The organism is Microbacterium arborescens, from assembly GCF_049707515.1.
Taxonomy (GTDB): Bacteria; Actinomycetota; Actinomycetes; order Actinomycetales; family Microbacteriaceae; genus Microbacterium; species Microbacterium arborescens_B.
This window is the reverse complement of the sequence record NZ_JBNAFI010000006.1, coordinates 133318-147227: the sequence shown is the minus strand read 5'-3', so window position 1 is coordinate 147227 and position 13910 is coordinate 133318. Positions and strand designations below refer to the sequence as shown.

The window sequence follows — 13910 nt, the reverse complement described above, 5'->3', positions numbered from 1 at the left end:
CGCCCCTCGCGCCGCCCGTACGCTCATGGGCGGTGAGAGAATGGATGCATGGCTGAGCAGATCACCGAACGGGTCGAGTCGGCGCGCGTGCGTCGCGTGCCCAAGTACAGCGTGTTCCTCCTGCTCGGCGCCGCTGCGGGCATCATCGTCGCGTTGGCCCTGACGTTCGGCATCCCGGACGACGGCGTGAGCACCAGCACCGGCCTGCAGTACTCCGCAGGTCAGGTCTTCGGTTTCATCGCACTCGGCGCGATCCCGATCGGCATGGCCGTCGCGGGCCTCGTCGCCCTCGTGCTCGACCGCGCCGCTCGTCGCCGATCGCGCGAGGTGCGGATCGTGCACGAGCGCGTCCGCACTGTCGACGACGCCTGACGCGGGCTCGGTTCTCGCGGGCCGCGGGTCGGGCGCACTTACGCGCCTCGACCGCAGTTCGATCCGCGCCTCATCCCCGCAAGTGCGCTTCTTGCGCGGGCGCGGCAGTGGGGATGCCGCGGGTCAGGCGATCTCGGCGATGATCGGGGCGATCGCGGCGTCGAAGGCCACGACGTCGCTGCGCAGGCCGTCGGTGACCGCGATCGTCAGCGACCCGATCGACCACACGCCGCGCTGGCTCAGCGGCAGCACCTGCACGTTCAGCTCGAACGAGTGCGCGCGTCGGCCGACGCGGCGTTCGTGTTGCGCGAGCGCGCCGGCGTAGGCGCGATAGGCGAGGGCTCCCGCGCCCGAGCTGCGCGCGGCGTATCGGTCGTGGACATCGCGCGCGAAGGCGACGGCCTCTGCTGCGTGGGGCAGCATCTCGCGCTCGAGCCGTTCGAAGCCCTCCGTGGGCAGGGCGACGAGGGTGTCGAAGCCGCTGACGAGGTCGAGCGGCACGGGTGAGGGATGCGCGAGCGGTTCGACCGTCATCTCCCAGTACGCCCGCCACTGCGATTCGAGCTCGGCCTGTGCCTCGGCGTCGCGTTCGAGCGGTGCGGTCCGGATGCCGCGCAGGTGGGGCAGCTCCTCAGGAGCCCGTATGCCGAGCACCTGGCGCAGGTAGAGCGCGACGACGGCGGCGGGAGGGGCATCCTCCCGCACCACCCACTCCGGAGTCCTCGCCGCGTTCATGGCGTCAGTTTAGAGCGGGGGTGAAGCGAGGCGGCCGGTGCCGAGGCGATCGTGCTCGGCACCGGCCGGCGCTCAGTCGAACTCGACCGTGGCGTTGTGGTTGTTGAGGACGATCACCGGGGTGATGGACGAGTACCCCGCGCCGCGGATCACGGCGGTGTCGATGCGGAGCAGCGGGTGCCCCGCCCGCACGCTCTCTCCCTGCTGGACGAGCGCCTGGAACCCGCGGCCCTTCAGGTCGACCGTGTCGATGCCGACGTGGATCAGCAGCTCGGTGCCGTCGTCGAGAGTCATCCCCACGGCGTGGCCGGTCGGGAAGACGGTCGTCACGACGCCGTCGGCGGGGGCGACGATGGTGTCTCCCGTCGGATCGATCGCGAGGCCCGGGCCCATCGTGCCCTGCGAGAACATCGGGTCGGGCACCTGTGCCAGTGGCACGACGGTTCCGGCGATGGGTCTGCGCAGTCGCACGACCGCGGGCGCGGTAGTCGTCGCAGTACCGACGCCGCCGGATGCGGGGGCGGCTGCGGGGGGCTCGACCTCTCGCCCGGCGAGCACGTCGTCCATGGCATCCTTCACGAATTGCACGTTGAGCCCGTAGACCACCTGCACCGACCTCGCGCCGGAGATCATCGTGCCCGCGGCCCCGGCCCGCTTGAGCGCATCGCTGTCGACGCGGGAGGTATCGCCGACCTCGAGTCGCAGACGGGTGGCGCAGTTGTCGAGCTGGACGATGTTGTCCTTGCCGCCGAGGCCCGCGATCATCTTCTCCGCGGTGGGGCCGTAACCCGAGCTGCGGCCCGCGGTGCCGGCATCCGCGTCGAGCATGTCGTCGTCCTCGCGGCCCGGCGTCTTCAGGCGGAACTTCAGGATGAGGAAGCGGAACACGACGAAGTACACCGCGAACCAGAAGACGCCCATCACGGGGATCATCCAGGGGTTCTGCGCCAGGGGGTTCACCCAGCCGAGCACGAGGTCGATGAAACCAGCCGAGAAGCCGAAGCCCATCCGGGTCGGGAGCAGCGCCGAGATGAACAGCGAGATGCCCGTGAACGCCGCATGCACGAGGTAGAGCCAGGGCGCGAGGAACATGAAGGCGAACTCGAGCGGCTCGGTGATGCCGACGAAGAAGGCCGCGACCGCCGAGGAGAGCAGGATGCCCGCGACGACCTTCTTGCGCGTGCTCTTCGCGGTGACGTACATCGCGAGGGCGGCCCCGGGCAGGCCGAACATCATGATCGGGAAGAACCCGGTCATGTACTGGCCCGTCACGCCGTAGACCCCGTCGCCGTTCGCGCCGCCGAGGAAGTTGTTGAGGTCGTTGATACCGGCCACGTCGAACCAGAAGACGGAGTTCAGCGCGTGATGGAGGCCGAACGGGATCAGCAGGCGATTGAGGAACCCGTAGATGCCGGCGCCAACGGGCCCCAGGGTCGAGATCCACTCGCCGAAGGTCACGAGGCCGCCGTAGACGACCGGCCACACGAACAGCAGTGCGACGGCGACGACGAGCGAGATGCCCGCCGTGACGATCGCCACGGAGCGCTTGCCCGAGAAGAACGACAGCGCGTCGGGCAGCTTCACGTCCTTGAAGCGGTTGTACGCCCACGCGCCGATGAGACCGCAGATGATGCCGACGAAGACGTTCTTGATGTTGCCGAATGCCGGGTCGACATCGGCGACGTCCTCGAGGCCGAGGAAGTTGCCGACGGTCGCGGGGGCGAGAAGCGTCGTGACGGTGAGCCAGGAGACCAGGCCCGCAAGCGCCGAGGTGCCGTCCGACTTATTGGCCATGCCGATCGAGATGCCGATCGCGAACAGGAGGGCCATGTTGTCGAGCACGGTACCGCCGGCCGCGAGGAGGAAGGTCGAGGCGATGTTCGCACCGGCGGCCGCGACGATCCAGTTGCCGATGCCCATGAGGATGGCGGCGACGGGAAGCACGGCGACCGGCAGCATGATCGACCGGCCGAGTCGTTGGAAGAATTTCACGGGTCACTCCGATGTGCGCAAGGGAACGGGGTTCTGCCAGTATTGGTTAAGAACGTTTCCGAATTATTTCTCGGGAACTGTACTCGATCGAGGAGCGGATGACTACGACGTCAGCGGAAGGCGGCGCTTCCACGCGAACGCGGGGCCGCCGCATCCGTCCCGAGGATGCGCGCAGCAACAACCGGCGCCTCGTCCTGCAGGCGCTCCATCGCGAAGACGGCCTGTCACGGGCCGACATCGCCCGCGCGACGGGGCTCTCGCAGGTGACGATCTCCGACCTCGTCGGCGAGCTCGTCGGCGAGCAGCTGGTCGTCGAGAGCGGCCGCGGTCGCAGGTCCGGACCCGGTGCTCCCTCCCGAGCTCTCGCGTTGGCGCGGTCGGCGCGCAACGTCGTGGCGGTGTCGATCTCCAGCGGCGACACCTTCGAGGGCGTCGTGGTCGACCTCGCCGGCACCGTGCTCTTCCGCGAGGTCGTCGAGCGCCGCGGCGCGACCGGCCCGGCTGCCGTGACGCTGCTCGGCGAACTCATCGACCGCCTGGTCGCGCGCGCCGAGGCGCCCATCCTCGGCGTCGGGGTCTCGACGCCCGGCGTCGTCGACGGGACGGGCACCGTGCGCGAGTCGTCGCATCTGGACTGGCACGACGTCGCGCTGCGCGGCATCCTGCACGAGCGCACCGGTCTGCCGGTCGCCGTCGCGAACGGGCTGAACGCCGCGGGCGTCGGAGAGCTCAGCTACGGCCAGGTCGATCACGATCTGCTGCTCGTGCGCATCGGAGCCGGTGTCGGGGCCGCGGTCATCATCAACGGCGCGGTCGTCCACGGTCGCAACTGGGCCGCCGGCGAGATCGGCCACGTCGTCGTGACCGAGGGATCCGGCCCCGTCTGCGCCTGCGGCCGCACCGGATGCCTCGAGGCTTGGGTCTCCGTGCCGCGGCTCACAGCACGCGTGGCCGAGGCCGCCGACGCGGATGCCGCCGCTCGCATCCGCCGAGAAGCCGGCCGGTGCCTCGGCATCGCGCTCGCCCCGCTCGTGGCCACGCTGGGCTTGACCGACGTCGTCCTGAGCGGACCGGCCGAACTGCTCGGCGGCGTCCTCATCGATGCAGCCCGCGAGGCCGTCGGGGCCCGGGTGCTGCCGATCGTCTTCGACGATCTCGTCATACGTCTCGCCGAGGCCGACGGCGACCTGCGGCTGCGGGGGGCGATCGCCCTCGTGCTGGCCGAGACCCTCGGCGTGACCTGACCGAACCGGCACCACCAGACACACCCACACAGGAAGGCATCGCCATGGCAGAAGTCGTCATCGTCCCCGGTGAGCAGGAGGCCGGCCGGCTGGTCGGCGACGCGATCGTCGAGCTCATCCGCCGCCGTCACGATGCGGTGCTGGGCCTCGCGACGGGATCGACGCCGCTCGCGGTATACCGCCACCTCGCCGAGCGCGTGCGTCGCGAGAGCATCGACGTCTCGCAGGTGCGCGGCTTCGCCCTCGACGAGTACGTCGGACTGCCCGCCGGGCACCCCGAGAGCTACCGCCGCGTCATCGAGCGCGAGGTCGTCGAGCCGGTGGGCTTCGATCCGGCGCGGATCGAGGTGCCGCACGGCGACCTCGACGGCATCGAGACCGCGGGCGAGGAGTACGAGGCTGCGATCCGCGCGGCCGGCGGCATCGACCTGCAGATCCTCGGGATCGGGCGCACCGGGCACATCGGATTCAATGAGCCCGGCAGCTCGCTCGCCTCGGCGACGCGCGTCAAGACGCTGACGGAGGAGACCCGCGCCGACAACGCCCGCTTCTTCGACTCGCCCGACGACGTGCCGATGCACTGCATCACCCAGGGCATCGGCACCATCCTGCGCGCCCGGCACCTCGTGCTGCTCGCGTTCGGCGAGGCGAAGGCGGATGCCGTCGCCGCCGCCGTCGAGGGACCGGTGAGCACCTCGGCGCCCGGGTCGGCGGTGCAGCTGCATCCGCACGTCACCGTCGTCGTGGACGAAGCCGCCGCGGGCGCCCTCGCCCAGACGCCCTACTACCGGCACGCGTGGGCGAACAAGCCGTCGTGGCAGGGCATCTGATCGCGTCCCAAAGGCCGGCACCCCCCGGGCGGCACTCGGGCCCCGCGCGGGCCGGTACTCTGGATGCCGTGGCCTCGAGTCCCACTGATCCCTATACCCAAGCCGGCGTCGACACCGCGGCGGGAGACCTCGCCGTCGAATTGATGAAGTCGGCGGTCCGGCGAACCCACGGCGATGAAGTCCTCGGAGGTGTCGGCGGTTTCGCCGGCCTCTTCGACGCGACGGCGCTGCTCGGCTACACGAAGCCGCTGCTGGCGACCTCGACCGACGGTGTCGGCACGAAGGTCGCGATCGCGCAGGCCATCGACAAGCACGACACGATCGGGCAGGACCTCGTCGGCATGGTCGTCGACGACATCGTCGTGGTGGGCGCGAAGCCGCTGTTCATGACCGACTACATCGCCTGCGGCAAGGTCGTTCCCGAGCGCATCGCCGACATCGTCCGGGGCATCGCCGACGGATGCTCGGCCACCGGCACGGCGCTGGTCGGCGGGGAAACGGCCGAGCACCCGGGCCTGCTGGGCGTGAACGACTACGACGTCGCGGGCGCCGCGACCGGCGTCGTCGAATCCTCGCAGGTGCTGGGCGCCGACCGGGTGCGGGACGGCGACGTCGTCCTCGCGCTGGCGTCGAGCGGCCCCCATTCCAACGGGTACTCGCTCATCCGCCACATCATCACGGGGGCGGGAATCGGCTACGGCGACCAGGCCGCGGACTTCGGCCGCACCTGGGGCGAGCAGCTCCTCGAGCCGACGCGCCTGTACACCTCGCCGCTGCTGCGCCTGATCGCCGAGCTCGGCGACGGCATCCACTCCCTCAGCCACGTCACCGGCGGCGGGATCGCGGCGAACCTCGCCCGCGTCCTGCCGAAGGGCACCTGGGTCGACGTCGACCGCGCCACCTGGTCGCCGTCGCCGGTCTTCCGCGTGCTCGCCGACCTCGGCGACCTCGAGATCGAGCGCACCGAGGGCACCTGGAACCTCGGCATCGGCTTCTTCGCCGTCGTGTCGCCGGCTGCCGCGGATGCCGCGATCGCGGCCCTCCGCGCCGACGGCATCGACACGTGGCAGGTCGGCGTGGTCTCGACGGGTCCGCGTCCCGAGGGCGAGTACGAACAGGGCGCCAAGGGCGTCGACGGCGGAGCCGTGCGCCTCGTCGGCGGTTACCGCGAAGCAGGAGCGAACTAACACCCCATGTGTGGAATCGTCGGAATCGTCGGGCAGTCCCCGGCGAACCAGGAGATCTACGACGCCCTCCTGCTGCTGCAGCATCGCGGCCAGGACTCGACGGGCATCGCCACGGCCGAGAACAGCGGCGTCTTCCACATCTTCAAGGCCAACGGGCAGGTGCGCGAGGCGGTGCGCACGCGCGACATGCGCTCGCTGCTGGGCAATATCGGGCTCGGCCATGTGCGCTACGCCACGAAGGGCACCGCGTCGAGCGAGGAAGAGGCGCAGCCCTTCTACGTCAACGCGCCCTACGGCATCGTGCTCGTGCACAACGGCAACCTCACCAACACGCGTGAGCTGACCGACGAGCTCTTCCGCAAGGACCGCCGGCACCTGAACACCAGTTCCGACACCGAGCTGCTCGTCAACGTGCTCGCAAACGAGCTGCAGTCGACGATCTCGGGTCTCGCCCTCGACCCCGATCAGGTGTTCCAGGCCGTCGAGCGCGTCCACGAGCGCGTCGAGGGCTCCTATGCCGCGATCGCGCTCATCGCCGGTCACGGGCTGCTCGCGTTCCGCGACCCGTTCGGCATCCGCCCCCTCATCCTCGGTAAGCGCCGCGCCGAGAACGGCCGCGACGAGTGGACCGTCGCGTCGGAGTCGCTCGTGCTCGAGAACGGCGGCTTCGATGTCGTCCGCGATGTCGACCCGGGCGAAGCGGTCTTCATCGACGTCGATGGCAACCTGCACGCGCGCCAGTGCGCCCAGCAGACCCAGCTGGCCCCCTGCTCGTTCGAGTACGTCTACCTCGCGCGCCCCGACTCGATCATGAACGGCATCTCGGTCTACGAGGCTCGGCTGCGCATGGGCGAGCGCCTCGCCGACACGATCGCGAAGTACACTCCGCAGGGCGCGATCGACGTCGTCATGCCGATCCCCGACTCCTCGCGTCCGGCGGCCATGCAGGTCGCGCGCAAACTTGGGATCGAGTACCGCGAGGGCTTCTACAAGAACCGCTACGTCGGCCGGACGTTCATCATGCCGGGCCAGGCGGTGCGCAAGAAGAGCGTGCGTCAGAAGCTGAACGCGATGTCGAGCGAGTTCAAGGGCAAGAACGTGCTCCTCATCGACGACTCGATCGTGCGCGGCACGACGTCGAAGGAGATCATCCAGATGGCCCGGGATGCCGGTGCCAAGAGCGTCACGTTCGCGTCGGCGGCCCCGCCGGTGCGCTACCCCCACGTGTACGGCATCAACATGCCGTCGCGGCACGAGCTGATCGCGCACGGTCGGACGATCCCCGAGATCGCCCAGGAGCTCGGCTGCGACTACCTCGTCTATCAGGAGATCGACGACCTCAAGGCGGCGATCGTCGACGGCACCGACATCGCCGACCTCGACATGAGCTGCTTCGACGGTCGCTACGTCACCGGAACGGTGACCGAGGAGTATCTGAACTGGGTAGAGGGCACCCAGCAGTCGTGAGTTCGCTCTGGCGCGGACGCGTCCTCGCATTCCTCGGCGTCATCCTCGTCGCCTTCTCGCTGCGCTCGGCCGTCGCGTCGCTTTCGCCGATCCTCACCGAGATCGACGCCGACCTGGGAGTGCCGTCGTGGGTGGCGGGACTCATCGGGGCGGCGCCCCCGGTGTGCTTCGCGATCTTCGGCGTGATCACGCCCGTGCTCGAACGCCGGTTCGGCCTGCAGCGGCTCGCGGTCGCAGCGATGATCCTGGCTGCCGCGGCTCTTCTTGCTCGCGCGCTCGCACCCGACGCGGGCACGCTGCTGATCGCCACCACCGTGCTCTTCGCCGCCATCAGCACCGGCAACGTCGTTCTGCCGCCGCTGATCAAGACCTACTTCCCCGACCGGGTCGGCACGATGACGGCGGTCTACTCCACGATGCTCGCGGTGGCCGCTTTCGTGCCCCCGCTGGTCGCGGTGCCCATCGCCGACACCGCCGGTTGGCGGTTCTCCCTCGGGCTGTGGTCGGTGTTCGCGGCTCTGGCGATCATCCCGTGGCTCGTGACGCTGCGGCGCTCGCGCATCGCCGCGGCTGCCGCCGACGCCGCGGTCGCCCCGCCGCCCTCGCCGAACGTGCTCGGCAGGCTCGTGCGTCTGCCGACGGCCTGGGCGATCGCGGTGACCTTCGCGGTGTCGGCATCCAGCGTGTACGCCTCGTTCGCCTGGCTGCCGATCATCCTCGTCGATCTCGCCGGCGTCTCGCATGCTGCGGCGGGGTCGTTGCTGGCCCTGTTCGGCGGCATGGGCCTGCCCTGGTCGATCCTGGTGCCCCTCGTCATCACCCGCTGGCGCCGGCTCGGCGTGATCTACGCCGTGGCCGCGTCGGCCGGGCTCGTCGCGGTCGCGGGACTGCTCATCGCCCCCGGCTCAGCCGTCGTGCTCTGGGTCATCCTCCTGGGGACGCCGCAGATGCTGTTCCCCGCCGCGCTGGTGTTCATCCAGCGCAAGACTCGGACGCACGAGGGCACGGTGGCGCTCAGCGGATTCGCGCAGAGCGTCGGCTACGCCGTGGCCGCGATCTTCCCCATCTCGTTCGCGCTGCTGCACGAGGCGACGGGGGACTGGACCGCGCCGCTCATCATGGTCGGGGTGCTGATGCTCGCAGCGATCCCCGCGGGGATCGTGGTCACGCGCCCCCACACGATCGAGGACGAGTGGGAGCAGCGCCACGGCGCATGGTGATGAGGCCGGTCAGGCCTTCTCGTCTTCGTACTCGTCGGAGTACTGGTCGGCCCACTTGTCGACGTATTGTTCGTCGTCCGAGTGGCCGAGCTCCTTCTCGAGCGAAGAGAAGTTGACATTGTAGGTGTCGTACTTCAGCTCACGCGCGATCTTGGTGTGCTTCGCCTTTTGACGGCCACGCCCCATGCGAGACCCCCTCATTTCTGAGTCACGGGCTGTTCAGCGATGCCCGGAGCATTTCACGATCCGGCGCTGCGCCGGGGAAGAGTAGCATTCAGAATAACACGGGGGCCCCGAGCCATCGCCGGTGCCGCCGCTGAGACAGGGGGCGAGCATGACCGAGCAGCACTCCGCGGGTGACGAGAAGCGACTTCCGCGCACACCCGTCATCGTCGGCGTCATTCCCGGGCAGTCATCCCGCGTGATCGTCGAGGCCGCTCGGTACGCATCGCTGCTGGGCGTCGGGCTGATCGTGGTGCATGTCGACGTCACCCGATTCGTCACCTACGAAGACCCCGACGGCTACGTGCACACGGCCCCCATCGACCTCGGCGCCGTCTCGAGTGCCGCGCAGTTCGAAGAGATCCGGGCCGCGGCGGCGGAGGCTCTCGCGTCGTCGCCCGTCGATTGGACCGCCCACCAGCTCGTCGGCGACCCGGCGCTGGCGATCAAGCACCTCGCCGACCGGCTCGACGCCAGGCTGCTCGTGGTCGGCACACGCCGGCGCGGTCTCGGCGAGTCGATCCGCGAGTTCTTCACCGGTTCGGTCGCGGCTCGGCTGGCGCACCGCCAACAGCGCCCGATCCTCGTCGTCCCGCAGGGACAGGCCGCCGCAGACGACGAGGACCTCTGGCCCGAACCCTGAGCGGGCGGGAGCCAGAGGCCCTGGGTGCCGTGCCGCGTCAGCCTCGCAGGACGCGCAGCAGGTCTTCGCGCGCGCGGCCGAGGGTGTCGACGAGGTCGTCGATGACGGATGCCGGAATGTCGCCGTCCCGAGCGACGTGCGACCGGAGGTCGGCCTTGACGTCGGCGCGGAATTCGGTGATCGCGGCATCGGCCCGTTGCGCCTCGGCGCGGGCTTCGGCGCGCGTCTCGGAGCGCGGATTCTCCGGGCGCGGCGCACGGGTGGCCGACTCTCGGTCGGAGCTGGCCGCCGCGGCCAGGTCGGCCTGCAGGCTCTTCATCGCCGCGCGCACACTGCCGCGCACCTCGTCGGCGATGAGCCGGACGCTGTCGGCGAGGCCGGCCTGGATGCCGTCGAGCTCGTGTCGTCGCGAATCGAGCTGCTGACGTCCGGCGTCCGTGATCTCGTAGACGGTCTTGCGCCCATCGACGGCCTTGGTCACGAGGCCTTCGTCCTCGAGCTTGGCCAGCCGCGGGTAGATCGTCCCGGCGCTCGGGGAGTAGGTACCGCCCGTGCGCTCGGTGAGGGCCTGCATGAGGTCGTAGCCGTGGCGCGGTGACTCGTCGAGGAGCGACAGGAGGTAGAGGCGGAGATCTCCGTGAGAGAAGACGGGGGGCATCACGGCTCCTGGTGGGGGTGCGTGTCGTCGCCCGCCGCCGTCGGGTGTGCCGGCGTGGTCGGTTCTGCCGCGGGGGTCGGTTCTGCCGCGGGGGTCGGTTCTGCCGCGGGGGTCGGTTCTGCCGCGGGGGTCGGTTCTGCCGCCGAGGCGGGTGCTGCTGCAGTGGTCGCTCCTGCGGGTTCTGCCGCGGGGGCGGTGTCGCCTGAGACCGCGGTGGCGTCCGAGCCTGCGACGTCGCCGCCGGAAGCCGCGGGGCGGCGCAGCACGGTCAGGTCACCCGAGACCGAGTTCGAGCGGACATCGACGAACGACCCGCTGAGCTCGCCCGTCGAACCGGCGAAGCTCGTGAGCGGCCCGGCGCCCTGTCCGGAGCGCACGACGCCGTCGATGAGAACGCGACCGCTGACGCTGCGCACCTGGTAGTTGGCAGGCAGGGTCTCGTCGAGTCGCACGGTGGCGTCGCCGCCCACGGTGTGCAGCGAGATGGATTGGATCGGTCCGGACGAGTCGATCAGCATGGCTCCGGAGACCGTGTCGATGTCGGCCGCACGCAGCGTGCCGAGCGCCGCCACGTCGCCCGATACGGACTTCGCGCTCAATGCTCCGGTCAGCTCGCGGACCTGCACGTCGCCGGAGACGGCATTGGCGTTCACATCGCCCGTGATGCCGTCGATGATGATGTCGCCGGAGACGGTGTTGACCCGCGCGTCGGCGGCGAGCCCCGACACGAGCGCGCTGGCGCTGACGACCCCGAGCGTGAGATCCGTGCCCCGGGGAACGGCGACGCTGATCTCAGCCTTGGGGCCGGCCGAGCCGAAGTTGCGGAAGACCTGCGTGAAGTTGTCCCAGCGCAGCTGCGGGTGGTCGATCTCGACCGCGTCGCCGGTCGCCTCGATGCGCAGGTCCTTGCCGGTGACGGCGTGCACCTCGATGCGGACGCCGGGCTCGTCGTGGGCGACGATGTCGATCTGGCCGCCGACCATGCTGACTTTGAGCTTTCGGATGTCGTCGACGTCGATGACCCGAGTCTCGCCGGGGTGGACGATCCACTTCTGAAGTGTCATGGCATTCCCTCTGTTCAGGCGACGGTTGCCGCATCAGGTTCGCGATATATCGCGTATTCGGAGGCTAACACGATATATCGCGAGTGTCGACACGTCTCCGAAGTGGCAGGTCACCTGGCTGGGAAAAGCAGAACGCCCCCACCCGGAGGTGGAGGCGTTCGCGCAGTGCGGCGGCGGTCAGGCTCGCTTGTTGCCGCTGATCACTCGGAAGAGGAACGCGATGAGCGCGATCACACCGACGATCAGCGCGACCCAGAGCAGCCAGCTCAGTGCGCTGTTCAGGCCGCTGACGATCGCGAGCACGATCGCAACAACGATGATGATGATGAGGAAGATGTTCATGGGGGCTCCTTGTCTGTCTCCCAATGTCCGTCCCACTGCGAGACGTTCAGACCCCGGTGAGGGCTGACAGCTACGTTAGAGATTGCCGTGGGTGGGTCGCCACGTCTTGACGACGGGATCCGCGCAGTGGTAGTCGCCTGGCCGCACATTCCGACAGTGTCCGTCCGCCGGGCGCGCATCGGCGCGGTGGTAGCTGTTCTGGCGCATCCGCGCAGGCGTGCCGCCACCGGGCGCGCCGACACGGGGCGCGCTGCCGGGGCGCGCCGCCACCGGTCGTGCTGCCGCGGGCGCGCTGCTGCGGGGCGCGCGTTCATTGGGCGCGCTGCCGGGGCGCGCTGCGACCGAGCGTGTTGCCATCAGCACGCCGGGTACCCGGACGTCGGTCAGAACGGTGGCGAGTCGGGCGGCACGGTTCGCCGCGATGAGCTCGATGGTTCCGGTGGTCTCGAGGGCTTCCGCGAGTGCGGCGGCTCCGGGTTTCCCGGTGGCCCTTGCGATGGTGAAGGCGACGAGGGGTGGTGGTGCGTCTTCGCGGTAGATCCGCCCTGTCGGCGAGGTCCACACGAGCCTTCCGCCCGGGAGTTGTCGAAGGTGCCATCTGGTGTGGTGTTTGACGTCGTGGTGTCTCTTGCACAGGTGGGCGAGGTTGCAGACGTGGGTGGGTCCGCCGTGGGAGGCGGCGGTGGTGTGGTCGATTTCGCACCGGATGGCGGGTTGCCGGCATCCGGGGAACCGGCAGTGCCGGTCGCGCGCCCGCAGCAGCCGCACCATCGCGGCGGTGGGCCGGTAGGAGTCGCATTCGAGGACGGTGCCGGTGACGGGGTGGGTGAGGAGGCGGTCCCACGAGCTGGCGTCGCCGGCGAGCTCGCGTGCGGTGGCGGCATCGATGGGGGAGCGCCCGGCCAGATCGGCCGGGCCGTCGTCTTGTCCGATGAGCGTGAGCGCGGACACGGCGACCTGCACATGGGCACGGATCGCGCCGAGGGTCCCGTCGCCGTCACCGGTGGCGGTGGGGTCGAGGGCGGGCGTTCCGGCGAGGAGGAGGTCGGAGAACACGTCCGCCCGGACCTGATCGATGGTGCGCGTGTCGCCCATGAACGACGACCGCTCCGTGCCGGCGGTCCCGAGCAATTCCGTGTCGCCGAACGGCGATCCGTCGAACGCGCCGCCCGCAGCATCCGCGCCGATCGCGGCGTCCACCGCATGCGCGCCATCCGCCGCATCCGCGGCACCCGCCGCATCCGCGTGGGGCCGGGCGTTGATGATCTCTCGTGCCTGCCGGGTCAGGCGGTCGACGATCCCGTCCGCGATGACGGTGGGCAGCGTCGCGATCAAATCCGACATCCCGTCCGGCCCCGCCTGGGCGCGGACGCAGCGCCCTGCGGCAGCTTCTTCGTGGCGTTCGGTGAACGTGCGCGGGTGCAGGCGCTGCGCGAGAAATTCCAAGGAGGCCCGCACCCGGTTCGGCGTCTCACCCTCGCACTTCTCGATCGCGAGCCGCTCGAACTCCTCGCGCGCGTTCGCGGGGATGATGCATCCCACGTCCTGGATGACGCGCACGTGCCCCCGCACGATCCGCCCTTCCGCCCATGCAGTCATCGTCAGCGGATAGTTCTCCACGAGATCCCTGGACTCGTCGATCCGCCGCTGCAACGTCCGATCGGTCGCCACGAACACCCCGGCCAGTTCCGCCGCAATGCCACGCAACGCCATGTCACGGGCCTTCACCTTCTCCGAAGCGCCCGCCGACTGCTTCTCGGCGAGCACTCCCGCGGCGGCGAGCACCCGTACTTCGTAGATCTGCGCAGCGCGTCCCGCATCCGCAGCCGTCTCGGCGTCCGCGACGAGTTGGGCGAGGGCGTCCATGTCGCCGTCGCTTCCCATCCCGCCGCCCGATCCGCCGTTCGAATGCATGTTCGAATCTTGTCACGGAC

At 69.9% G+C, this 13910-nt stretch carries 12 protein-coding genes and 2 pseudogenes; 7 read left to right on the top strand and 7 right to left on the bottom strand.

Annotated features, from left to right (window positions below; all coding sequences use genetic code 11):
• Window positions 1-48 precede the first annotated feature (48 nt).
• On the top strand, window positions 49-372 hold the full coding sequence (locus tag ACPYN5_RS12720; protein ID WP_424449354.1) for a potassium transporter Trk: 324 nt from the start codon (window positions 49-51) through the stop codon (window positions 370-372).
• Window positions 373-495: 123 nt separating this feature from the next.
• On the opposite strand, the gene ACPYN5_RS12715 is transcribed toward ACPYN5_RS12720, so the two are convergent.
• Complete coding sequence (locus ACPYN5_RS12715; RefSeq protein ID WP_424449353.1) at window positions 496-1107, bottom strand: zinc-binding alcohol dehydrogenase; 612 nt, start codon at window positions 1105-1107, stop codon at window positions 496-498.
• Window positions 1108-1179: 72 nt separating this feature from the next.
• Window positions 1180-3099, bottom strand: coding sequence for an N-acetylglucosamine-specific PTS transporter subunit IIBC (nagE, locus tag ACPYN5_RS12710; protein WP_424449352.1), 1920 nt, complete (start codon window positions 3097-3099; stop codon window positions 1180-1182).
• Between the two features lie 98 nt (window positions 3100-3197).
• On the opposite strand from nagE, the gene ACPYN5_RS12705 reads away from it, so the two are divergent.
• From ACPYN5_RS12705 to ACPYN5_RS12685, 5 genes are all read left to right on the top strand, one after another.
• Window positions 3198-4343 (top strand): ROK family transcriptional regulator, encoded by a 1146-nt coding sequence (locus ACPYN5_RS12705; protein WP_424449351.1) that lies wholly within the window; start codon window positions 3198-3200, stop codon window positions 4341-4343.
• Between the two features lie 44 nt (window positions 4344-4387).
• On the top strand, window positions 4388-5173 hold the full coding sequence (nagB, locus tag ACPYN5_RS12700; RefSeq protein WP_424449350.1) for a glucosamine-6-phosphate deaminase: 786 nt from the start codon (window positions 4388-4390) through the stop codon (window positions 5171-5173).
• 68 nt (window positions 5174-5241) lie between these two features.
• Window positions 5242-6360 carry a phosphoribosylformylglycinamidine cyclo-ligase gene (purM, locus tag ACPYN5_RS12695; protein ID WP_424449349.1) on the top strand — a complete coding sequence of 373 codons (1119 nt, stop codon included), beginning with the start codon at window positions 5242-5244 and terminating at the stop codon, window positions 6358-6360.
• A gap of 6 nt (window positions 6361-6366) precedes the next feature.
• Complete coding sequence (gene purF / locus ACPYN5_RS12690; protein WP_424449348.1) at window positions 6367-7827, top strand: amidophosphoribosyltransferase; 1461 nt, start codon at window positions 6367-6369, stop codon at window positions 7825-7827.
• A complete protein-coding gene (locus ACPYN5_RS12685) occupies window positions 7824-9047 on the top strand; it encodes an MFS transporter (RefSeq protein WP_424449347.1) in 1224 nt (407 codons plus the stop codon). Before purF ends, ACPYN5_RS12685 begins: the two co-directional genes overlap by 4 nt.
• A 9-nt stretch (window positions 9048-9056) precedes the next feature.
• On the opposite strand, the gene ACPYN5_RS12680 is transcribed toward ACPYN5_RS12685, so the two are convergent.
• Complete coding sequence (locus tag ACPYN5_RS12680; protein ID WP_424449346.1) at window positions 9057-9233, bottom strand: DUF3073 family protein; 177 nt, start codon at window positions 9231-9233, stop codon at window positions 9057-9059.
• 148 nt (window positions 9234-9381) lie between these two features.
• Between ACPYN5_RS12680 and ACPYN5_RS12675 the strand changes: the two genes are divergently transcribed.
• A complete protein-coding gene (locus ACPYN5_RS12675) occupies window positions 9382-9912 on the top strand; it encodes a universal stress protein (protein ID WP_424449345.1) in 531 nt (176 codons plus the stop codon).
• A gap of 37 nt (window positions 9913-9949) precedes the next feature.
• Here ACPYN5_RS12675 and ACPYN5_RS12670 read toward each other — a convergent pair whose 3' ends face one another.
• From ACPYN5_RS12670 to ACPYN5_RS12655, 4 genes and pseudogenes are all read right to left on the bottom strand, one after another.
• Window positions 9950-10570, bottom strand: a complete 621-nt coding sequence (locus ACPYN5_RS12670) for a PadR family transcriptional regulator (RefSeq protein ID WP_424449344.1) — start codon at window positions 10568-10570, stop codon at window positions 9950-9952.
• A 227-nt stretch (window positions 10571-10797) separates the two neighbouring features.
• Window positions 10798-11634, bottom strand: a pseudogene (locus tag ACPYN5_RS12665) (DUF4097 family beta strand repeat-containing protein); the annotation flags it as partial.
• A 177-nt stretch (window positions 11635-11811) separates the two neighbouring features.
• Window positions 11812-11976 carry a hypothetical protein gene (locus ACPYN5_RS12660; RefSeq protein ID WP_176786877.1) on the bottom strand — a complete coding sequence of 55 codons (165 nt, stop codon included), beginning with the start codon at window positions 11974-11976 and terminating at the stop codon, window positions 11812-11814.
• Between the two features lie 467 nt (window positions 11977-12443).
• Window positions 12444-13860: pseudogene (locus tag ACPYN5_RS12655) on the bottom strand (HNH endonuclease signature motif containing protein); the annotation flags it as partial.
• Between the last annotated feature and the right edge of the window lie 50 nt (window positions 13861-13910).

Excerpts from the sequence above, each read along its gene's own strand:
- ACPYN5_RS12670 (WP_424449344.1), bottom strand. The coding sequence starts at position 10,570 with ATGCCCCCCGTCTTCTCTCACGGAGATCTCCGCCTCTACCTCCTGTCG.
- ACPYN5_RS12680 (WP_424449346.1), bottom strand. The coding sequence starts at position 9,233 with ATGGGGCGTGGCCGTCAAAAGGCGAAGCACACCAAGATCGCGCGTGAG.
- ACPYN5_RS12675 (WP_424449345.1), top strand. The coding sequence starts at position 9,382 with ATGACCGAGCAGCACTCCGCGGGTGACGAGAAGCGACTTCCGCGCACA.
- ACPYN5_RS12715 (WP_424449353.1), bottom strand. The coding sequence starts at position 1,107 with ATGAACGCGGCGAGGACTCCGGAGTGGGTGGTGCGGGAGGATGCCCCT.
- nagB (WP_424449350.1), top strand. The coding sequence starts at position 4,388 with ATGGCAGAAGTCGTCATCGTCCCCGGTGAGCAGGAGGCCGGCCGGCTG.
- ACPYN5_RS12720 (WP_424449354.1), top strand. The coding sequence starts at position 49 with ATGGCTGAGCAGATCACCGAACGGGTCGAGTCGGCGCGCGTGCGTCGC.
- ACPYN5_RS12660 (WP_176786877.1), bottom strand. The coding sequence starts at position 11,976 with ATGAACATCTTCCTCATCATCATCATCGTTGTTGCGATCGTGCTCGCG.
- purF (WP_424449348.1), top strand. The coding sequence starts at position 6,367 with ATGTGTGGAATCGTCGGAATCGTCGGGCAGTCCCCGGCGAACCAGGAG.
- ACPYN5_RS12705 (WP_424449351.1), top strand. The coding sequence starts at position 3,198 with ATGACTACGACGTCAGCGGAAGGCGGCGCTTCCACGCGAACGCGGGGC.